This window comes from Stenotrophomonas rhizophila (genome assembly GCF_003651185.1).
In the GTDB taxonomy this organism is placed as follows: Bacteria; Pseudomonadota; Gammaproteobacteria; order Xanthomonadales; family Xanthomonadaceae; genus Stenotrophomonas; species Stenotrophomonas maltophilia_Z.
Genome location: NZ_RCDC01000005.1, coordinates 153020 through 173744, shown reverse-complemented (window position 1 = coordinate 173744; position 20725 = coordinate 153020). Strand labels below are relative to the sequence as shown.

At 67.3% G+C, this 20725-nt stretch carries 19 protein-coding genes; 11 read left to right on the top strand and 8 right to left on the bottom strand.

Translation table 11 applies throughout. From position 1 onward, the window contains the following. Window positions 1-13: 13 nt before the first annotated feature. Together BCL79_RS12380 and BCL79_RS12375 are read right to left on the bottom strand one after the other, a co-directional pair. Window positions 14-1309, bottom strand: a complete 1296-nt coding sequence (locus tag BCL79_RS12380) for an aminotransferase class V-fold PLP-dependent enzyme (protein WP_121041593.1) — start codon at window positions 1307-1309, stop codon at window positions 14-16. Continuing rightward, complete coding sequence (locus BCL79_RS12375) at window positions 1309-3669, bottom strand: TonB-dependent receptor plug domain-containing protein (RefSeq protein WP_121041591.1); 2361 nt, start codon at window positions 3667-3669, stop codon at window positions 1309-1311. Before BCL79_RS12375 ends, BCL79_RS12380 begins: the two co-directional genes overlap by 1 nt. A 390-nt stretch (window positions 3670-4059) precedes the next feature. On the opposite strand from BCL79_RS12375, the gene BCL79_RS12370 reads away from it, so the two are divergent. The 4 genes from BCL79_RS12370 to BCL79_RS12355 all read left to right on the top strand — a co-directional run bounded on the left by BCL79_RS12370 (window position 4060) and on the right by BCL79_RS12355 (window position 8679). Continuing rightward, complete coding sequence (locus BCL79_RS12370; protein ID WP_121041589.1) at window positions 4060-6291, top strand: TonB-dependent siderophore receptor; 2232 nt, start codon at window positions 4060-4062, stop codon at window positions 6289-6291. Window positions 6292-6374: 83 nt separating this feature from the next. Beyond that, the gene (locus tag BCL79_RS12365) at window positions 6375-6734 is read left to right on the top strand and encodes a DUF3649 domain-containing protein (protein WP_259462166.1); all 360 of its coding nucleotides are present in this window, start codon (window positions 6375-6377) and stop codon (window positions 6732-6734) included. Next, window positions 6731-8347 carry a PepSY-associated TM helix domain-containing protein gene (locus BCL79_RS12360; RefSeq protein ID WP_121041587.1) on the top strand — a complete coding sequence of 539 codons (1617 nt, stop codon included), beginning with the start codon at window positions 6731-6733 and terminating at the stop codon, window positions 8345-8347. The genes BCL79_RS12365 and BCL79_RS12360 overlap by 4 nt, the downstream gene beginning before the upstream one ends. Further along, window positions 8344-8679, top strand: a complete 336-nt coding sequence (locus BCL79_RS12355) for a DUF3325 domain-containing protein (protein WP_121041585.1) — start codon at window positions 8344-8346, stop codon at window positions 8677-8679. Before BCL79_RS12360 ends, BCL79_RS12355 begins: the two co-directional genes overlap by 4 nt. A gap of 34 nt (window positions 8680-8713) precedes the next feature. On the opposite strand, the gene BCL79_RS12350 is transcribed toward BCL79_RS12355, so the two are convergent. From BCL79_RS12350 to BCL79_RS12340, 3 genes are all read right to left on the bottom strand, one after another. Further along, complete coding sequence (locus BCL79_RS12350; protein WP_121041583.1) at window positions 8714-9250, bottom strand: GNAT family N-acetyltransferase; 537 nt, start codon at window positions 9248-9250, stop codon at window positions 8714-8716. 17 nt (window positions 9251-9267) lie between these two features. Next, the gene (gene rlmKL / locus BCL79_RS12345) at window positions 9268-11412 is read right to left on the bottom strand and encodes a bifunctional 23S rRNA (guanine(2069)-N(7))-methyltransferase RlmK/23S rRNA (guanine(2445)-N(2))-methyltransferase RlmL (RefSeq protein ID WP_121042199.1); all 2145 of its coding nucleotides are present in this window, start codon (window positions 11410-11412) and stop codon (window positions 9268-9270) included. 107 nt (window positions 11413-11519) lie between these two features. Then, window positions 11520-12047 carry a hypothetical protein gene (locus BCL79_RS12340; protein WP_121042197.1) on the bottom strand — a complete coding sequence of 176 codons (528 nt, stop codon included), beginning with the start codon at window positions 12045-12047 and terminating at the stop codon, window positions 11520-11522. A gap of 57 nt (window positions 12048-12104) precedes the next feature. Between BCL79_RS12340 and BCL79_RS12335 the strand changes: the two genes are divergently transcribed. Further along, window positions 12105-12674 (top strand): N-acetylmuramoyl-L-alanine amidase, encoded by a 570-nt coding sequence (locus tag BCL79_RS12335; protein WP_121041581.1) that lies wholly within the window; start codon window positions 12105-12107, stop codon window positions 12672-12674. A gap of 3 nt (window positions 12675-12677) precedes the next feature. Here BCL79_RS12335 and BCL79_RS12330 read toward each other — a convergent pair whose 3' ends face one another. The 3 genes from BCL79_RS12330 to BCL79_RS12320 all read right to left on the bottom strand — a co-directional run bounded on the left by BCL79_RS12330 (window position 12678) and on the right by BCL79_RS12320 (window position 15157). After that, window positions 12678-13568, bottom strand: coding sequence for a sulfurtransferase (locus BCL79_RS12330; RefSeq protein ID WP_121041579.1), 891 nt, complete (start codon window positions 13566-13568; stop codon window positions 12678-12680). Further along, the gene (locus BCL79_RS12325; RefSeq protein WP_121041577.1) at window positions 13565-14368 is read right to left on the bottom strand and encodes a CoA pyrophosphatase; all 804 of its coding nucleotides are present in this window, start codon (window positions 14366-14368) and stop codon (window positions 13565-13567) included. The genes BCL79_RS12330 and BCL79_RS12325 overlap by 4 nt, the downstream gene beginning before the upstream one ends. 87 nt (window positions 14369-14455) lie before the next feature. Next, a complete protein-coding gene (locus BCL79_RS12320) occupies window positions 14456-15157 on the bottom strand; it encodes an FKBP-type peptidyl-prolyl cis-trans isomerase N-terminal domain-containing protein (protein WP_019185884.1) in 702 nt (233 codons plus the stop codon). A gap of 192 nt (window positions 15158-15349) precedes the next feature. Between BCL79_RS12320 and BCL79_RS12315 the strand changes: the two genes are divergently transcribed. From BCL79_RS12315 to pstS, 6 genes are all read left to right on the top strand, one after another. After that, entirely contained in the window at window positions 15350-16108 is a 759-nt protein-coding gene (locus tag BCL79_RS12315) for an enoyl-CoA hydratase/isomerase family protein (RefSeq protein ID WP_428999461.1), read from the top strand. Between the two features lie 3 nt (window positions 16109-16111). After that, entirely contained in the window at window positions 16112-16474 is a 363-nt protein-coding gene (locus BCL79_RS12310) for a hypothetical protein (RefSeq protein ID WP_121041573.1), read from the top strand. Then, window positions 16474-17148: an endonuclease III gene (gene nth / locus BCL79_RS12305; RefSeq protein ID WP_121041571.1), complete on the top strand. Its 675-nt coding sequence runs from the start codon at window positions 16474-16476 to the stop codon at window positions 17146-17148. The genes BCL79_RS12310 and nth overlap by 1 nt, the downstream gene beginning before the upstream one ends. Window positions 17149-17328: 180 nt before the next feature. Continuing rightward, entirely contained in the window at window positions 17329-18540 is a 1212-nt protein-coding gene (locus tag BCL79_RS12300) for an OprO/OprP family phosphate-selective porin (protein WP_121041569.1), read from the top strand. A gap of 102 nt (window positions 18541-18642) precedes the next feature. Beyond that, window positions 18643-19416 (top strand): hypothetical protein, encoded by a 774-nt coding sequence (locus BCL79_RS12295; RefSeq protein ID WP_121041567.1) that lies wholly within the window; start codon window positions 18643-18645, stop codon window positions 19414-19416. 123 nt (window positions 19417-19539) lie between these two features. Next, complete coding sequence (gene pstS / locus BCL79_RS12290; protein ID WP_121041565.1) at window positions 19540-20559, top strand: phosphate ABC transporter substrate-binding protein PstS; 1020 nt, start codon at window positions 19540-19542, stop codon at window positions 20557-20559. Window positions 20560-20725 lie beyond the last annotated feature (166 nt).

Genomic DNA, 20725 nt, shown 5'->3' with positions numbered 1-20725 from the left:
GTCGTTGGGTACGTCAGCCCGCGACCGCGCGTACCGCCGCCACCAGTGCGTCCATCTGCGCCGGCGTACTGAAGATGCCTGGCGTCACCCGCAGGCAGGCGCCCGAGGCCAGCCCTTCGCGCGGCACCACGAACACGCCGGACTGCTTCACCATCCGCTGCGAGGTGGCCGTGTTGTCGCGCATCGTGGTCTGCCCACGCAGCCGGAACGAGGTGATCGCACTGGACAGGCGCGGGTCGTCCGAGCCGAGCAGCTGGATGCGCGCGTCGCCGCGCAACGCGTCCATCCACTGATTGCGCAGGCGCAGCAGGCGCGCCCGCTTGTTGGCCACGCCGATGCGCTCGTGCAGGCCCAGTGCGGCCGGCAGCGCCATGTAAGCGGCGAAATTGACCGTGCCGGTGTGCACGCGGGTGCGGATGTCGTCGTGGTCCTGCTCCCCCATGTACGGATCCAGGTCACGCACCCGCCCGCGGCGGACATATACCGCCCCGACACCGACCGGCGCGCCGATCCACTTGTGCAGGTTGATCCCGATGAAATCCACGCCCAACGCGCGCAGCGGCGTGTCCACCTGGCCAATGCCGTGCGCGGCGTCGAGTACCACCTCCACGCCGGCCGCCCTGGCCAGCGCGGCGATCTCGGCCACCGGCAGCAGCATGCCGTTGCGGTGGTTGACGTGGGTCAGCAGCAGCAGGCGCACGCGCGGGTTGGCGGTCAGCGCGCGGCGGTACGTCTCCACGATGCTGTCGTGGTCGAACGGCTCGGGCAGCGTGATCGCCACCGGCTGCACCCCGCGCCGCGCCTGCAGCCACTGCATCGCGCTGATCATGCTGTCGTAGTCGGTGTCGGCGTACATCACCGCATCGCCCGGCGACAGCCCGCGGTAGCTGCCGATCAGCACCTGCATCGCCTCGGTGGCGCCACGCGTGAGCACGATCTCGTCGGTCTCCACGCCCAGCACCTGTGCCAGGCGCACGCGGGCCTGTTCGAACAGCGGTGGAAACGCCAGCCGCCCGAACCAGGCGTTACCGGCATTCACCGTGGCGGTGGCCTGCTGGTAGGCCTGCAGCACCGGGCGCGCCATCGCGCCCCAGTAGCCGTTGTCCAGCATCACGACCTCGTCGGTGAGGTCGTACAGCGCGCGCACCTGGGCCCACCAGGTTTCGTCGGCGGCCAGCTCGGCCGGCGTGCGCGTGCCCACTGCCGGCAGCGTCATCGGCTCAGCGCCCATGGCAGTCGCACCGGACAGTGCCGCGGCGACTGGCAGGGCCAGTGCGCCACGCAGAAGAGAGCGTCGTTGCCGGTCCATCAGTAGCGGATCCGGTATTCGGCGTAGAGGTTGCGGCCGTCGGTGTCATACGGCGCGTTCCGCGAATAGATCAGGCCACGGCTGGCCTGGAAGCTGGCCTCGTCCGGATAGCGGTTGAACAGGTTGTCCGCGCCGATCCGCAGCGTCTGCTGCTCGGTGACATTCCAGCTCACGGCCAGATCGACGAAGCTCATCGCCCCGAAGCGCTGGAAGATGTCGCCGGTGGCATTGCCCGAAGAGTCCGTCCATGCCCCGTAGTATCGCAGCTTGCCGAGCACGCTGAAGCGGCCCCACGCATACGTGCTGCTGAGCGTGGCCTTCTGCCGCGGCAGGCGCTCTTCGAAGATGCGGCGCTGGCTTTCATTGGTGGCCACGCCGGTGGCACCACTGTCGACCTGGGTCTGGTTGTAGTTGTAGCCCAGCGTGGTGCTCAACCGTCCCGCGCCGAGCGCGGTGGTGTGGCTGGCGACCACGTCGACACCGCGCGTGGTGGTGTCGAAATCGTTGGTGTAGAAGCTCACCGAGGTGTACGCCAGCGGATTGGGCACGCCGGCCGGCACTGCGAACGAGGCCGACTGGCTGAAACGATCGGTGACTTTGATGTCGTACAGGTCCACCGAGCCGGAGAAGCCCAGCTCGTTCTTCCAGGTCAGCCCCAGCGAGGCGGTGCGCGACTGCTCCGGCTTGAGCGGTTGGGCACCGAGCTGGATCGCCAGCGGATCGCTGGGCGAGAGGCGGCCGGTGGTGAACACCTGCAGGGTCACGGTGTCCAGGCCCTGCTGGGTGCTCTGCGTGTAGAGCTGGCCCGGCGTGGGCGCACGGAAGCCGGTGGAAAGCGAACCGCGCACGGCCAGGTCCGGGGTGAACTCGAAGCGGCTGGAGAGCTTGCCGTCCAGGCTTTCACCGAAGGCGGAGAAGTGCTCGTAACGGGTCGCCGCGCCGACGGTCCAGCGGGCGGTCAACGGTGCTTCGACATCGATGTAGGCCGCGCGGCTGCGCTGGCTCCAGCGGCCGGCATTGGCCGCGCTGAAGCCCGGCGCACCGTTGGCGCCCCCGGCCAGCCCGGTCACCGCCCCCGGGCCGATCGCATACGACGCCGGATCACCGGCATCCACCCCGTAGGTTTCCTCGCGCGTCTCGGCGCCGAAGGCGATGTTGATCGGTGCGGCCAGCGCGCTGACCGGCAGCGAATAGACGATATCCGCGTTGAGGTTCTTCTCTTCCTGCGAGAGGCGGCCGAGGTAGAACGAGGTGGGGCTGTCCGGGCCGAGCGAGGCATTGATCGAGTTGCCCAGCGTGTAGTCGATGCGGTTGCGCCCGTAGGAGCCGCTCACATCCCAGCGCCAGCGTTCGCCCCAGTAGCCGCGCAGACCGAGTACGCCCTGAAGGTCGTCCTGTTCGTTGCCGTATTTCGGGCTGAAGCCGGTCGGGTACAGGCTGCGCGCATCCCAACCGGGGAACACACGGCTGCGGTTGTAGACCGAGGCAGTGCCATCGGGATTGCGCCAGTTGAAATCACTGACGCCCTCGCTGTGCCCGTACAGACCGAAGCCGTAGAGATCGACGCTGTCGTTCAAGGCCAGGTTGAGGTTGAAGCCGAAATGGCGGTTTTCCAGGTCCGGCTGGCCCCAGCGCTGCACCGGATCGGGCACGACCAGATCCGGGTGGGCGTTCTGGAAGGCGATCGCATCGGCGCGCTGGCGGCTGCGCGAGGTCGCATCGGATCTGTCCCAGTCGGCGAACAGCGACAGGCTGCCCTTGTCACCCAGCGCGAACCCGTGGCGGCCGCCGATCTTGCGACCGGTCCCATCGCCTTCGCTGTATTCGGACAGACCCAGCGACAGCTCCCCGCCGACGCGGTCATCCAGAATGATGTTGATCACCCCGGCGATGGCGTCCGAGCCGTACTGCGCCGACGCGCCATCGCGCAGCACTTCGATGCGCTGGATGGCGTGCACCGGAATCTGGGCCAGGTCCGGCCCCTGCGCGCCGCGCGCGCCCAGCAGCGCCGAGCGATGGAAGCGGCGGCCGTTGACCAGCACCAGGGTCTGGTCCGGCGAAAGGCCGCGCAGCGTGGCCGGCCGCACGAACACCAGCCCGTCGTTCATCGGCATGCGCTGGACCACGAACGACGGCACCAACTGGGCCAGCACGTCGTTGAGGTCGGAGGACTCGATCGCCTGGATCTCTTCCTGCGAGAACACGTCCACCGGGGCCAGCGTATCGAACTGCGTGCGGTTGCTGCCGCGCGTGCCGGTGACGATCATCGTGTCCAGGGTGGCGGGGGCCGCAGCAGTCCCTGCCGGGGCGGCCTCGGCGCGCGCATCGGCGGCCGTGGCGAAGGTAAGGACGGACAACACCGCTACAGCAAGCACACAACGATTCACTGACGACTCCGCAAACGAACAGGTGGGGATGGGCGTGGCCGTGTGTCACGATCCTCACAGTCTGTTGACGCGATGTTGCCCGGCAGTGACACGCAGGCGACGGTGGCTGCGGGCTCCACACATACGCCAGCGCACGGCCTTGCATGGCTTTCGACAGCGGCATAACGCTTGTCTAACGAAATGATAATGACTATCATTCACTGATCGGCTGTACGCCTAGCCAATCGGCGCCCGGATGCACCACGCCTTCCCCGCGCAACGCCCCGTGTACACCCCCTGATCCGCTGCCTTACCTGCCCTGCTGCCTTCGGCAGCGCCGCTGTGCGTGGCGCGCTGACGTTCTCCCACACTGGAAGTGTTGCCATGCCCTGCTCGTCCGCTTCACCGTTGTCCCGGCCATCGCTGTTGGCGATCGCCCTCGTTGCTGCCCTCGCCGGCCCGGCGCTGCCGGCGTTCGCCGAGGCCGAACCTGGCGATGCGACCACCCTGGACACGATCAAGGTGACCGCCGACGGGGAGATCCCGAACGCCTACACGGTCAAGCAGGCCAGCACCGCCACCAAGTTGAACCTGTCGCTGCGCCACACGCCGCAGTCGGTCACCGTGCTGACCCGCCAGCGCCTGGACGACATGGGCCTGTACGCGCTGTCCGATGTGATGGGCCAGGTCACCGGCGTGCATGTATCGGTCACCGATTCGGAGCGCATCAACTACATCTCGCGTGGCTACAGCATCACCAATTTCCAGATCGACGGGATGCTCAACACGTTTGGTGGCTCGCTCAAGACCAACACCGACAGCGCGATCTACGAGCGCATCGAAGTGGTCCGCGGCGCGACCGGCCTGACCACCGGTGCCGGTGACCCGTCGGGCACCATCAACATGGTCCGCAAGCGCCCGACCCAGGAGATGGCGATCAGCGCCGGGCTGACCCTGGGCCGCTGGGGCAACCAGCGCCTGGAAGCGGACATCGGCGGCCCGGTCGCGCTGGACGGCCGCGTGCGTGCGCGCTTCGTCGCCGCCAAGCAGCAGAGCGATTCCTTCCGCGATGTGTACCGTCTGGACAAGGACGTGTTCTACGGCATCGTGCAGGCCGACCTGACCGACAGCACCCTGTTCGAAGTCGGCTATGACTACCAGTCGCCGGAAACCAAGGGCGTGACCTGGGGCGTGGTGCCGTACTGGGGTCCGGACGGAAAGCCGGCCAACCTGCCGCGCTCGACCAATCTCTCGGCACGCTGGAGCAGCTGGCCGATCGTGGAGAAGACCACCTTCGTGCGCCTGGAGCAGCAGCTCGGCAACGGCTGGTCGCTGAAGGCCAGCGCGACCCAGGCCAAGCGCAACACCGATGGCGACGTCTGGTATGGCGCGCAGGGCTATCCCGCGCCGGATGGCACCGGTGTGCGCGCCTACCTCTCGCATTTCGCCGAACGCAGCGAAATGAACGTGTTCGACCTCAACGCCAGCGGCCCGTTCCAGCTGTTCGGCCGCGAGCATGAACTGGTGTTCGGCGTCGGCCAGTCGGTTCGCAAGGGCGAATCGCCTGCCTCGGAATTCACGCAGCCGCCGGGCTACGACGTGGTACCGGACTGGCGCACCTGGACCGGGGATGTCGCCCCGTTGCCGCTCACCCGGCATGACTGGCTGGCCTCGGAGAACGAGTTGACGCAGAAGGCTGCCTACGTGGCCGCCCGCCTGCAGCTGGCCGATCCGTTGCTGGCCGTGCTCGGCGCGCGCTATGGCAGCTGGGAAACCCGCAGCTGGCGCTATACCAACGATGCGGCCGGCAACCGCACCGGTACTACCCGCGGCGGCTACAAGCCGGACGATTCGCTGACCCCTTATTTCGGCCTGGTCTACGATTTCAGCAGGCAGTTCAGCGCCTACGCCAGCTACACCGACATCTTCCAGCCGCAGGACTACCGCGACAAGAACAACGATTACCTGGAGCCGGTGGTCGGCGACATGTGGGAGGCCGGTCTGAAGGGGGAATTCTTCGGTGGCCGCCTGAACACCTCCGCCGCGGTGTTCAAGGGCGAGAAGGACAATGTGGCCGAGCTCGACGATTCGGTACCGGCCGCCTCGCTGCCCGATGGCGGCAGTGCCTACCGGTCCACCGGCAAGGGCAACAAGGTCAAGGGCTGGGAACTGGAAGCCCAGGGTAGCCTGACCGAGAACTGGAACCTCTCGGCCGGTTTCGCGCACACCACCATCCGCAACCAGGCCGGCGTGGCGCAGAACACCACCAACCCGGTGGACACGTTCCGCCTCAACACCAGCTGGCGCCCGAGCGGTGAATGGAACCGCCTCTCGCTGGGCGGCGGGGTGACCTGGCAGAGCCGGATCTACCGCACCAGCACCAAGCCGCGCGCGGATTACGCGACCAGCGGCCGTACCGAATCGGCGTTCATCACCCAGGATGCGTTCTACCTGGTGAATGTGTTCGCCGGCTACCGCTTCAACGACACCTTCTCCGCGCAGCTCAACGTCAACAACCTGCTCGACAAGAAGTACTACAGCAACGTCGGTTTCTACAACGGCGTGTACTGGGGCGAACCGCGCAACGTGATGTTGAACCTGCGCTGGAAGCTCTGACACAGGCTCCAAGGGACCACTGCGACGCGCAGTGAACACGGCCACGGATGGCCACTATCCTTCATCACCGGCTGCGGCCGGTGATGCCCGTTTCCCCGATTGATCAGCAGGTTTCCGTGGACAGCACGCCGCACGCCAGCGCCAGGTTCAACCGTCTTGGTTCCCTCTTCACCCGCCCCTGGCTGGGTGTCCTGTCACGTTCGCTCGCCGCGATCTTCGGCGGCTACGCGCTGGCCGCGACCTGCTCGATGTTCTTCGCGGTCGCGCTGCCGATCGCACGCGGGCAAGCCGTGCTGACCGGCATGCTGGTGGCGATCGTGCTGTGCGCCTGCGCGGCATTGTGGGCGTTCGCTACCCGCACCGCCCTGCGCGCCTGGGTGGGCATCCTGATTCCCACGCTGCTGTTCTGGGTGGGCACCCGCCTGCTGCAGGGGGCCGCATGAAGAACGGATTCCGCCAATCGATGGCCTGGCTGCACACCTGGACCGGCCTGCTGGTCGGCTGGCTGCTGCTGCTGATCTTCATGGCCGGAACGGCCAGCTATTACCGCGAGGAAATCAGCCGCTGGATGCGCCCGGAGCTGCCGCGCAGCAGCGTCACCGCCGACGTCGCCGCCGAGCGCGCCCTGACCTTCCTGCAGCACAAGGCCCCACAGGCCGAGAGCTGGAACGTCACCCTGCCCGACCCGCGCAACCCGGCGATGCGCATGTTCTGGCGCAATCCCGAATCGATGGTCAAGCCGCCGGTGGAAGGCGAGCGCCGCCGGCGCGGCGGTGGCCGCTTCGGCGATGCCACCGTCGATCCGAACACCGGCGAGGAGATCGCCGCACGCGAAACCCGCGGTGGCGACTTCTTCTACCGCCTGCATTTCGACCTGCACTACATCCCGGTGTACTGGGCGCGTTATCTGGTCGGCTTCTGCGCGATGTTCATGCTGGTGGCGATCATCACCGGCGTGATCACGCACAAGAAGATCTTCAAGGACTTCTTCACCTTCCGCCCGGAGAAGGGCCTGCGGTCGTGGCTGGACTTCCACAACGTCAGCGCGGTGATGGCGCTGCCGTACCACGCGATGATCACCTACACCGGCATCGTCACCTTGATGTTCATGTACCTGCCATGGGGCGTGAGCGTGGCCTACCCCAAGGATGAGGAGGCGTTCTTCAGCGAGGCCTTCGCGCGTCTGGCCGAGATCGAGACCCCGGCCGAAGGACGCGCCACGCCGCTGCCGATCCAGCAGTTGCTGGACAGCGCCCGCGCCGAATGGAAGGGTGCGGATGTGGCCGGCTTCACCCTGTACCACCCGGGGGCGGCGAATGCGATCGTGGATATCACCCAGCGCGATGGAAAGCGCCTGTCGGTGGATACCCCGTCGCTGCGCTTCAACGCGATCACCGGCCAGTTGCTCGAGGCCAGCCCGGCCTCGGGCGGCGCCACCCAGACCCGCGGCGTGATGTACGGCCTACACCTAGCGCGCTTCGCCGATTGGGGCCTGCGTGCGCTGTTCTTCCTGTCCGGCCTGATCGGCTGCCTGATGGTCGCCAGCGGCGTGGTGCTGTGGGCAGTGAAGGAACGGCCCAAGCACGCCAAGTCCGGCAAGACCGGGTTCGGCCTGCGCCTGGTCGATGCGCTCAACATCGGCGCGGTGGCTGGCCTGCCGATCGCGTTCGCCACCTATTTCCTGGCCAATCGTCTGCTGCCGGTCCAGATGGCCGAGCGCGCCAACGCCGAGGTCAATGCGTTCTTCTATGCATGGGCCGCCGCATTGCTGGCCGGTTTCCTCTGGCCCAAACGGAGGATGTGGACCTGGCAGCTGTACCTGGGCGGCGTGCTGTTCGCCCTGATTCCGGTGGTCAACGCACTCACCACGCATGCGCATCTGGGCGTCACCCTGCGCAGCGGTGACTGGGTCCTGGCCGGGTTCGATCTGACCATGCTCGCGTTCGGCGCGATGCTGGCCTACTGCGGCCATCGCATGCAGCGCTGGCAGCCACCACTGAGCGCGGCCGAGAAGAAGCGCCGCCAGCAGGCCGCTGCGGCGGGGGCCACGGCATGATGCTGCTCGCAATCACGCTGACCTTCTCCGCGTTCACGGCGTTGTCGCTGGCCATGGACAAGCACCAGCTGGAGCTGCACGGCAAAGCCGGCGCCAGCGCATCCCGTATGCGGGTGTGGCGCTGGGTGGGATGGACGTTGCTGACCGTCGCATTCGCGCTGTGCGTGCTGGACCACGGCTGGGCGATCGGCCCGGTGCTGTGGCTGGGCGCGCTGACGATCAGCGGGGTGGTGATCGCGTTCGGGCTGTACCCGTACCGCCCGCGCTGGATCGCGCCGCTTGCATGGGCGTTGCCGGTGGTGGGGCTGGCGGTGGCGCTGGTCGCGCGCTGAGGGAGCAGCCACGCAGCCGCATCGCGATCGCCGATCAGGGCACCAGTGAGAACATGTACGCGGCGGCAGGCCGGTCGTCGATGACCAATCGGTTGCGCGCCACGCCCTCGCGCAGGGCGCCGGCCTTCACCGCCACCCGTTCGCTGGCCAGGTTGCCCACGGCCACGACGATCTCCACCCGATGCAGGCCCAGCGGCCCGAATGCCTGGGCAGCCAGCGCCTGCACGACGCGGGGCGCCACGCCCTGGCCACGGCACGACTGCCGCACCCAGTAGCCCAGGTTGCAGAACCGGGGGTCGTGCTGGATCTTGTTCAATCCCGCGCCGCCGACGAAGGCGGCCGTGTCCTGGTCGAAGATTCCGTATTCGCAGGCGGTGCCTGCCGCCCAGCCGTCCCGGCAGGCCTGGAACCACTGCAGCGCCTGCTCGGCGCGGTAGTCGACCGCGCTCCACGGCATCCAGCGCCGCATGCCCTCGGCCGATTCGCGCACCGCCGCCGCAAAGGGGGCGGCATCGGAAGCCTCGAACGGACGCAGCAGCAGTCCCTCGGCGTGAAGCGGGCTGGCGTCCATGTCAGCCCCCCGGTCCGTCAGGCGCCGTAGCGGCGCAGTTCCCACGCGCGATGGATGCGCGGGTTGCGCTCGAAGTCCGCCCCGATGGTCTCGGGCGAAATCTCCTTGCACGCCGCGAATTCCTTGATCGCTTCGTCGTCCAGCTTGAAGCGGCGGAAGTTGTTGGAGAAATACAGCACGCCTTCCGGGCTCAAGCGCGCCACGGCCGCGCGCAGCAGGCGCACGTGTTCGCGCTGGATGTCGAAATCATCGGCGCGGGCGGAGTTGGAGAACGTCGGCGGATCGCAGAAGATCACGTCGAAGCGGTGACGTTCGGCTTCCAGCCACGCCAGCGCATCGGCCTGGATCAGCTGGTGCTGGCTGCCGCCCTTGCCGTTCAAGGCGAGATTGTCGGCGCACCACTGCAGATAGGTGCCGGACAGATCCACGCTGGTGGTGGTCGCGGCACCGGCCACGGCGGCCTGCACCGAGGCGACACCGGTGTAGCAGAACAGGTTGAGGAAGCGCTTGCCCTGGGCTTCCTGCGCCATGTGCCAGCGCAGCGGACGGTGGTCCAAGAACAGCCCGGTATCCAGATAATCGAACAGGTTCACGCGCAGCAGCGCATCGTTCTCGCGCACCAGCACGAACTCGCCGCGCTGCTCGAAACGACCGTACTTGCTGCCGCCCTTGCCACGCTCGCGCGACTTCAGCGCGACCTGCTCGGCCGGCACCTGGAAGACCTCGCGCGCGGCCGAGAGCAGCTCGTTGCGGCGGCGACGTACATCGACATCCGGAATGGTCGCCGGGGCCGCGTATTCCTGCACATGCAGGAACGTGCGGCGGGCACCGCCGTCTTCCTCATAGACGTCGATGGCAGCCGCGTACTCGGGCAGATCGGCATCGTAAACGCGGTAGCAGGTGATGCTCTCGCGCGTCCGCCACGTCTTGAACTTCTTGATGTTCTTGCGCAGGCGGTTGGCCACCATCTGCGCGCCCTCGCTGAGCTCGCGCGGCTGACCGGTGTTCTCGCGCTGCGGCACCGCGATCGGGTCGCAGACGATCAGCGCGCACTCGATGGCGCCGTTGAACAGCTGGTACTTCTTGTTGGCGCGCAGGCCGGTGGCGAAGGCCAGGTCGGCGCTGCCGCACAACAGGCTGGCGCGCCACTGCGGCACCGCGCGCTTGAGCGCGTCGCCGAGTTGGCGGTACAGCACCGCGTCGGCGGCCAAGCGCTCGTCATAGGGCGGGTTGCAGACCACGCAGCCGGTCTCCTGCGGCGGGACCTGCACATCGGTGATGTCGCGCACGCCGAACCAGATGGCATGGCCCACACCGGCCGTTTCGGCGTTCTGCTTGGCCGCATGGATGGCGTGCGGATCCACGTCGCTGCCGTGGATCACCTGCTTGAGTGCGCTGCGGCCGGCGGTTTCGCGGGCGCGCGCTTCTTCCATCAGGCTGTTCCAGGCGTCGCGGTCGAAGCCCAGCCAGCGGCTCGGCGGAATGCTGCCGTGGCGCTGCAGGCCCGGGGCCACGTCGGCGGCCATCAAGGCGCCTTCGATCAGCAGCGTGCCGCTGCCGCACATCGGGTCGAGCAGGCCACCGCCTTCGCTGTGGATCTTCGGCCAGTTGGCGCGCAGCAGCACCGCGGCGGCGAGGTTTTCCTTCAGCGGCGCATCGTTCTGCGCCATCCGCCAGCCGCGGCGGTGCATCGGGCCACCGCCCAGGTCGATCGAGATCGTGGCCCGGCCCTTGCGCAGCGACAGGTTGATGCGCACGTCCGGGAAGTCGGTGTTGACCGACGGCCGCTCCAGGCCCTGCGCGCGCAGGCTGTCGACCACGCCGTCCTTGACCCGCTGCGCGGCGAAGCGCGCGTGCGTGATCTCGGTGCCGGACACATGTGCATCCACCGAGAGGGTCAGCTCGGGGCTGATGTGCTGCTCCCACGCCATCGCCGAGACGCCCTGGTAGAGCGATCCCTCGTCCGGGCACTCGAACTCGGCCAGCGGCCACAGCACCCGGCTGGCCAGGCGCGACCACAGCACCACACGCTGCGCCTGCGCCAGCTCGCCCTCGGCGTTGACACCGGAAATGGTGGCGGTGGCCTTGTCCAGGCCGAGCGCCAACAGTTCGTCGGCGAGCAGATACTCCAGGCCCTTGGCGCAGGAAACAAAGAATTTCACGGAATCGGTATCGCAGGTCAGCGGAGAGGGGGTGCCCACGGGCACGGCAAGCAGCCGGGCACGGGGTCCGGGGGGCCATTGTACGTGAGGTGGGCTGGAACGCCCGGTTACAGCGAGGCCAGCAGTTCCTCGAAGGCCCGGCTCGAGGCCTCGACGTGGCCGGCCAGCCGGTGCCCGTCGTCCACCATCAGCAGGCGAGCCGAGCGGGCCTGGGCCCAGGCGATCACCTCCGCCGGCGGGATCAGCTCGTCGTGCCAGGCATGCACCACGCTGGTCGGCACGCGGGCGGCATCCAGCGCCGGCATCGGCCCCATCCGGGTCGGCGGCACCATCAGGAACAGGCCCTGGACCGGCACCTGCAGCGAGGCGATGGCCGAGATGTACGAGCCCAGGCTGGAACCGGCCAGGACCACCGGGCCCTGCGCGGCACGGGCGGTGGCCAGGGTGATCAGGCGCTGCAGGCGGGCACGTACATCGCCGAGACTGCTGACCTCGCGCTGGGCGTCCAGGTCGGTGTAGTCCGGGCGCTCGTGGGTCCAGCCCAGGCGCTCGGCCACCTCGGCCAGGGCGGTCACCTTGATGGCGTCCGGGCCGCTTTCAAAGCCGTGGGAGAGGATGCAGTGGCCGCGGCTCATGCGCATACCGCGCGGGAATCGATAGGAGCGTTCATGCCCGAATGCTAGCATCGCCGCATGCCCGACCGCGCCCCGCCCGCCATCGATGCACAGCCCCTGCCCTACCAGGACAGGCTGCTGCCCCGCACGCACGAAGAGATCGATCTGGTGGTCATCCACTGCACCGAACTGCCGGACCTGGCGATGGCACGCGAGTACGGCGAACGCGTGCTGTATGACAGCGGCACCGGCAACAGCGGGCATTACTACATCGACCGCGACGGGCGCATCGTGCAGTACGTGTCCTTGGACCGCGTCGCGCATCAGGTCAGTGGCTATAACCCGCGCTCGCTCGGGATCGAACTGGTGAACACCGGACGCTACCCGCACTGGTGGGATTCGCGGCACCAGGCGATGGACGAGCCCTACCCGGATGCGCAGATCGCGGCGCTGATCGACCTGCTGCAACACCTGTGCGGGACGCTGCCCGCGTTGGCACATATCGCCGGGCATGAGTGGCTGGATACGCGCGAGGAAGTGGCCAGCGATGATCCGGAGCGGCGGGTGCCGCGCAAGCGCGATCCGGGTCCGATGTTCCCGTGGCCACGCGTGCTGGCGGCGGTGCCGCTGCAGGAACTGCGTGGGTGATGATCAGCCGGTTGCGACAGGACGCGAAGCATCGCTGACCCAGCCACTCCACGAATCCGCATAGATCCGCGCCCCTTCCAGCCCGGCCGCTTCCATCGCCAGCAGCAGATGGCAGGCGGTCACGCCGGAGCCGCACATCAGCACGACCTCGTCCGGAGCGTGCGTGCCGATCAAGGGCTGCAGCGCGGCGCGCAGATCCGCCGCAGGGCGCAACCGTCCTTCATGCACGTTCAACGCGAACGGACGATTGACCGCGCCGGGCACGTGGCCGGCGACCGGATCCAAGGGTTCCACTTCGCCCCGGAAACGCTCGCCCGCCCGCGCATCGATCAGCCAGCCCGGCGCGTGCTTGAGACGCGCCTGGACCTCCTCGACCGAGGCGATCTGGTTGCGGTCGAACTGACCCGGGTACGGCGGCAACGGCGTCACCTGCGGCAGCGCTGCGGTGACCGGCAGACCAGCGGCCTGCCACGCCGCAAATCCGCCATCGAGAACGCGTACCTGTGCATGCCCGATCAGCCGCAGCAGCCACCACAGCCGCGCGGCGGCCATGCTGCCGTCGCCGGCGTCGTAGACCACGACCTGGGTCTGCGGCCCGATGCCCCATGCGCCCAGGCGCGCGGCGAACGCATTGCTGTCCGGCAGCGGGTGACGGCCGTGACCGGTGCGGCCGAGATCGGACAGATCCCGGTTGAGATCGGCGTACAGCGCGCCGGGCAGATGGCCCTGTGCATACAACGCCGCACCGGACTGCGGATCGGCCAACGAGAAGCGCGCATCCATCACCCGCAGCGAGGGGGCGGCACTGGCCGTCGCACGGGCATCCATGAGCCGCGCTGCGCCTTCGTGGAGGGCGTGTGCGAGGGTGCTGACATCGATCAACGGCGTGGTCATGCGGTCTGCTCCAGGCGGCGACGCAGGTTGTAGAGAATGGCGGCGGTCGCGCCCCAGATCCGCTGCCCGGGCCAGCCGTACTCGAGCACGTGGCGGATGCGCCCGCGGTGATCGATCTCCACGTGGTGCAGGTTGGCCGGGTCCATCAGGTAGGACAGCGGCACTTCGAAGACTTCGGCGACCTCACCCGGCTCGGGCACGGCCACGAACGCAGGATCGATCACGGCCACTACCGGCATGACCCGGTAGCCGGTAATCGTCACGAACGGATCCAGATACCCCAGTACCTGCACCTGATCGTGCTTGAGTGCGATTTCCTCGTCGCTCTCGCGGATCGCGGCAGCGACGGCATCGCGGTCCTCCGGCTCCATGCGGCCACCGGGGAAGCCGACCTGGCCCCCGTGATGGCGCAGCGTGTCGGTGCGCCGGGTCAGCAGCACCTGGGCGCCGCCCTCGCGCGGAATGATGCCGGCCAGCACGGCCGCTTCGACCGGCGGACCAGGCGGGAGAAGATCGATCAGTTCGCTGCGGTTCCAGCCATCGCCGGGCGGCGGCTGGTCCAGCGGATGCAGCGCGCGCAGCAGGCGCTCGTGTTCGGCCAGCGAACCGCGCAGCGATTGCCGCAGTTGTTCGCGCAGGGGCAGCGTGTGCTGCATGACGTGATGCTGTTCGGGTCGGCTCATGGTTCGCCAGCGGGTGATTTCATCCACGGTGCGCAGGCAGCCCGTGCACACACCGGCACGATCCAGCGCGCAGATTCCGATGCAGGGAGAGGGCACGGCATGCGGGGATTCTTCCATCGATTGCACCGGTCAACAGTACCGCGATTGCACGGAAACAAAAAACGCGCCGGTGTTGCCACCGGCGCGTTCTTGATGTTGCGAAAATTACTTGACGCTGACGAGCTTGATTTCGAACTGCACCGCAACGTTCGGCGGGAACGGCGTGCGCGGATCGGCACCATAGGCCTGATCCGGCGGCAGCGTCACTTCCCACTTGGAGCCCGCCGGCATCTGCAGCAGGGCTTCACGCATGGCCTTCATTTCGACTTCGCTGACCTTGATGCCCGGGATCTGCTGGGCCGGACGTGCTTCGGCCGGACGGGTGCCGAACGGGTACGGACCGGCCACTTCCAGCTGCACGGTGCTGGCCTGGGTCGGCTTGGCGCCCTTGCCGGCTTCGATCACGCGGTACTGCACGCCGCTCGGGAGCGACTGCACGCCGGCCTTGGCCTTGTTGGCGGCCAGGAACTGGGTGCTCTTGGTCTTGTTCTCGGCGGCAGCCTTGTCGTACTCAGCCTTGGCGGCCTGCGCACGACCCTGCTCACGCTTCTGGAAGGCTTCGACGGCGGGTTTCAACTGCTCGGCCGTGATCGACGGCTGCTTCTTGGCGTAGGCATCCTGCAGGCCCTTCACCACCGAGTTGATGTCCAGCTGCTCGCCGCGTGCGGTGAGTTCAGCCAGGTTGTTACCGTAGTCGTAACCGAAGTAATAGCTCAGCTTGCCCTTTTCGGACGAGGTGTCCTGGGCGAAGGCATTGCCCGTCAGGGCCAGGGCCGCGACGGCGACCGCGATAGAACGCAACTTCATCAAACTTTTCTCCAGGGGTGGTAACTCAGGACGCGTTGGGCCGCCCTGAGGCGACGGGTTAGGATAGCCGCCGCAACGTTGAACCGCCACTAACGACGCAGGCTCTGACCTGACTTCGTTTCAAGAGTTCAACAATCACTTTTTTTTAACGTTTTCAGGAGTCCTGCCGTGGCCGACGCCCTTATCTCGATTATGGACGATGCCGCCGTGCGCACCGTGACGGTCAACCGCCCGGACAAACTCAACGCCCTCAACCGGGCAACCCTGGAAGCCCTTGATACTGCGTTCTCCGAGGCCGCTGCCGACCCGGCGGTGCGGGTGGTGGTGCTGACCGGCGCCGGCCCCAAGGCCTTCGTGGCCGGCGCGGACATTACGGAAATGAACGGTCTGAGCGCGGTTCAGGGTCGTGATTTCTCACTGCTCGGCCAAGGATTGATGCGGCGCATCGAGCGGATGCCCAAGCCGGTGATCGGCAAGATCAACGGTTTTGCGCTGGGCGGTGGCCTGGAACTGGCCATGGCCTGCCACCTTCGGGTGGCGGCGGAGACCGCCAAGGTCGGCCAGCCGGAGGTCAATCTGGGGCTGATGCCCGGCTTCGGCGGCAGCCAGCGGCTGCTGCGCCTGTGCGGCCGCGCCGCCGCGCTGGAGCTGTGCCTGCTGGGCACCCCGATCACCGCCGCGCGTGCCGCGCAGCTGGGTATCGTCAACGAGGTGGTTCCAGCCGCGGAACTGGATGCCCGCGTCGACGCACTCGCGTCGCAATTGGCCTCGGCCGCGCCTCTCGCGCTGCGCGGCATCCTCGATGCGATCCACATCGGCGGCGAGTGCCCGCTGGGCGAGGGCCTGGAGTACGAGAGCGTGCAGTTCGGCCTGATGTTCGCCACCGAGGACATGCGCGAAGGCACCAGCGCGTTCCTGGCGCGCCGGCCGCCGGTGTTCCAGAACCGCTGAGCCATGTCGCCTTTCGATACCGCTTCGCCGGCGCAGCTGCTGGCACTCGTCCTCGACGATCAATGGGATGCCGCGCTGGCGGCCGGGTTGATGGACTACGTCCCGCAGCCGGGCGACGAAGCGCTGCGTCCCGATCATCCCGATCTTCCACAGCGGCTGCAGCACGCACAGCAGCAACTGCAACGCGCCTGGGCCGCGCGCGAGCGCTACCGCCAGCGCCAGCAGCGGCTCGCGCGCCGCGCTGCCGAGCGCGATGCACGCCGCGCACCGCCCCCCACACCCGAGATCCAGAAACCCGCCCTGCCCTCGGCCGCTGCTGCGATCCTCGCGCGCGCCAAGGCCAAGGCCGCGGGCCGCACGTCCTGATGGCTACGATGAAGAAACCCGCCGCACGCACCGCGCGCATGCCCAAGGCCGACGTGATCGAAATGTTCACGCGCCTGCGCGAACTCAACCCGCACCCCAAGACCGAACTGGAGTACAGCTCGCCGTTCGAGCTGCTGGTGGCGGTCACATTGTCGGCACAGGCCACCGATGTCGGCGTCAACAAGGCCACGCGCAAACTGTTCCCCGTCGCCAATACGCCGCAGGCGATTCTCGCTCTCGGTGAAGACGGCTTGAAGAAGTACATCGCCACCATCGGTCTTTACAACGCGAAAGCGAAGAACGTGATTGCCGCGTGCGCCATGTTGGTGGAACAGCACATTGGCGAGGTGCCGCGTGATCGTGCGGCACTCGAGGCGTTGCCCGGTGTCGGCCGCAAGACTGCCAATGTCGTGCTCAACACGGCCTTCGGCGAGCCGGTGATGGCGGTGGACACGCACATCTTCCGCGTCTCCAACCGGACCGGTCTGGCGCCGGGCAAGGATGTGCGTGCGGTGGAGGATCTGCTGATCAAGGTGATCCCGGCCGAGTTCCTGCTCGACGCGCATCACTGGCTGATCCTGCATGGCCGTTACGTGTGCAAGGCACGCAAGCCGGACTGCCCGCAATGCGTGATCCGCGACCTGTGCCGTTTCAAGGAAAAGACCGCCGCCTGAACGGGGGGCGCGACTGCCATATGGGCGCAACCCGGCGGTCATCTGCGCCGGGCATCAATAGCAGCCTCTGACGCCGCTTGGGACACGGGCGATGACGGTTTGTCTGAAACTGTCACATTTACGCAATCTTCACTAATTAGCCTGCGCAGCATCTTCCCACCTGCCTGCAAGGCTCCTTCCATGAAACTGCATCGCCAACTTCTTACTGCGGCCGTGGCGGCTGCGCTGTTCGTTCCGGCCGCTCACGCTGAAGTGGCCATCGACGTGATCGGCGGTTCGGAAATCACGTTCGAAGGCCTGGTCCAGGCCGACGGCAACTGGTTCGACAACGATGTGACCGACCTCAATGGCGGTGACGCCGGCAACGGCAAGAACAGCGAATTCGAGCTGCGCCGCGCCGAGCTGGTGCTCAAGGGCAAGGGCCCGGGCAATGTGGAATGGGTGGTGGGCTACGACGCCAAGGCCGACAAGTTCCTGGACACCAACCTGAAGTACAAGCTGGCCGGCAACGCCAACCACTTCGTGCAGTTCGGCCAGTTCAAACAGCCCAACAGCCTGGAAGAACTGTCCAGCACCAAGAACAACGACTTCATCTCCAAGGCCACGGTCACCAACACCTATGCCGTGGCCCGCCGCCTCGGTGGCGCCTACAGCATCGGCGACAACAACTGGTCCGTCACCGCCAGCGCCTTCGGCCGCGAACTGACCCGCAACCTCGCCCACGGCAGCGGCTACGGCGCGCGTGGCACCTGGGCCCCGATCAATGAAAAGGGCCAGGTCCTGCACTTCGGCCTGAGCTATGTCGATTACGACACCGACGCCGACACCCTGCGTGTGCGCGCCCGCCCGAATGCGGATCTGGCCACCGCGCGCCTGGTCGACAGCGGCAATCTGGTCGATACCGACCGCGTCAGCACGATCGGTGCCGAAGCGATGTACATCGGCGGCCCGTTCAAGGCCCAGGCCGAGTATTACACCAGCAAGGCCAAGCGTTACTCGCACGACAACTACAGCAGCGACGGTTACTACGTCAGCGGCCTGTGGAACATCAGCGGCGAGACCTGGGGCTACAAGGGCGGCACCCCGACCACCGGCCTGCCGGACGAGCCGGGCCGCGGCATGTGGCAGCTGGGCGCGCGTTACGACCACATGGACCTCAATGACGGCAACCTGCTGGCGAACCCGGTGGCCGGTCGCCCGCCGATCGTCGATGGCGTGCTGGGCGGCAAGATGGACATCTGGACCGTGGGCGTGAACTACTACTGGCGCTCCAACACCAAGTTCGCGCTGAACTACGTGATGGTGGACAGCAAGAAGTACAGCTCGACCGCGCGCACGTTCGTCAACGACGACCCGAACATCCTCGAAGCGCGCCTGCAGTTCTTCTGGTAAGCCCTGCAACACGCGTGTGACACAAAGGCGCAGCTTCGGCTGCGCCTTTTTTCGTGCCCGCTCGCGGGTATGCTGTGCGCCCTTTGCCCATGGCTGGACCCGATGCGTATCGCACTCTCGCTGTTGCTGGCTGCCGCGTGCGGTGCCGCCCTGCCCGCCCACGCGCAGGACTGCCACGACGCCCAGGCCGCCGCGGAGGAAGCGTACGTTGTGCGGGCGGACGACGTACTGCCCGATCGCCCCGGCTACACCCGCGACACCGCCGCCAGCGTCTGCCGGCGATGGCCGGCACGCCCCGAGCTGACCCTGGTGGCCACGCCGGTCTGGCGCGACGGCGACCACGACGCCCGCGATGGCGACGTGGAGGTGCTGGTGATCGATAGCGACACCCTCGCCACGCGCGCATGGACGGTGCTGCCCGGCGCGCTCGACAGCGATGCGATCTTCTTCGACGGCATGCAGCTGGATACCGCGCGCTACCTGCTTGCGCCGGACACCCTTGCCTTCGGCCTGCGCGTGCAGCGCCGCAATGGCTCCGGGCCCAATCCGTTCAGCGAAGAGCAGTTGCATCTGCTGGCGGTGCAGGCAGACACGCTGCGCACGCTCGGCCCACCGATGGTGCTGCGCCGTTTCCAGGCCGAGTGGGATACCCGCTGCGCCGGTGAGTCCACCGATGTAACGCGCACCGTGGCCGTCGGCTCCAAAGGTCAACACGGCTTGGCCGACCTCATCCTGCGCGAGCGGCGGGTCACCACGCACAGCTGGATGGACGGCGACACCTGCCGCGACCAGGACACGCCGGTGGACGGCGAGCGCCGCGTGCTGCGCTTCGACGGCCGCCGCTACGCGGTCCCGGAGGCGCTGCAGCCGTTGTGACACCCCGCCCGGAAGGCGCGTCACGAGGTGGTCATATGACAGTCGCTGCGCTGTCATCGAACCGTTATGGAATGAGCACCGGGCGGGACACCCCGCACCTTCATCCATTCCAGGAGCCACCCCGTGATCCACGCCTTCAAGTCGCGCGCCGCTGTTGCCGTCCTCGCCGCGTCGTCCGTGTTCGCCGCCAACGCCGCCGATGTGACCGGCGCGGGCGCCTCGTTCATCTACCCGGTCATGTCCAAGTGGTCGGCCGACTACAGCACCGCGACCGGCAAGAAGGTCAACTACCAGTCCATCGGTTCCGGTGGTGGTATCGCCCAGATCAAGGCCGCCACCGTTGATTTCGGCTCCTCCGATGCCCCGCTGAAGCCGGAAGAACTGGCTGCGGCCGGCCTGGCCCAGTTCCCGTCGGTCATCGGCGGCGTGGTCCCGGTGATCAACGTGGCCGGCATCGCGCCGGGCGCGCTGAAGTTGGATGGCCCGACCCTGGGCAACATCTTCCTGGGCAAGATCAAGACCTGGAACGACCCGGCGATCGCCGCGCTGAACCCGGGCGTGAAGCTGCCGGACGGCAAGATCACCGTCGTGCACCGCTCGGACGGTTCGGGCACCACCTTCAACTTCGTCAACTACCTCTCCAAGGTCAACCCGGAGTGGAAGACCAAGGTCGGTGAAGGCACCTCGGTCCAGTGGCCCGTCGGCATCGGCGGCAAGGGCAACGAAGGCGTTGCCGCCTACGTGAAGCAGATCAAGGGCGGCATCGGCTACGTCGAGCTTTCCTACGCACTGCAGAACAAGATGTCCTACGCTGCGATGAAGAACGCTTCGGGCAAGATCGTGCTGCCGAGCGATACCTCCTTCGCCGCCGCTGCGGCCAGCGCCGACTGGGCCAGCGCGAAGGACTTCTACCTGGTCATGACCAACGCCCCGGGCGCCGATGCGTGGCCGATCACCGCCACCAACTTCATCCTGGTCCGCAAGCAGCCCAAGAACGTCGCCAACGCCAAGGCCACCCAGGAGTTCTTCCGCTGGATCTACAAGAGCGGTGATGCGCAGGCCAAGCAGCTCGATTACGTCCCGCTGCCGGACGCTCTGGTCAAGCAGATCGAGACCTACTGGTCGCAGAACCTGAAGTACTGATCCACCGCACAACGAGGCAATGGCGCCGGAGGGACCTCTCTCCCCCTTCGGCGCCATCGGGCGCGGACCGCAAGGTTCCGCGCCTTTTTGTTGCCTGCCGCTGAATGCCCGGCCCTTGTGCCGCAAGGCTTTGCGTGCGCTCGGTCACGGCGTCATCAAGCTGTAA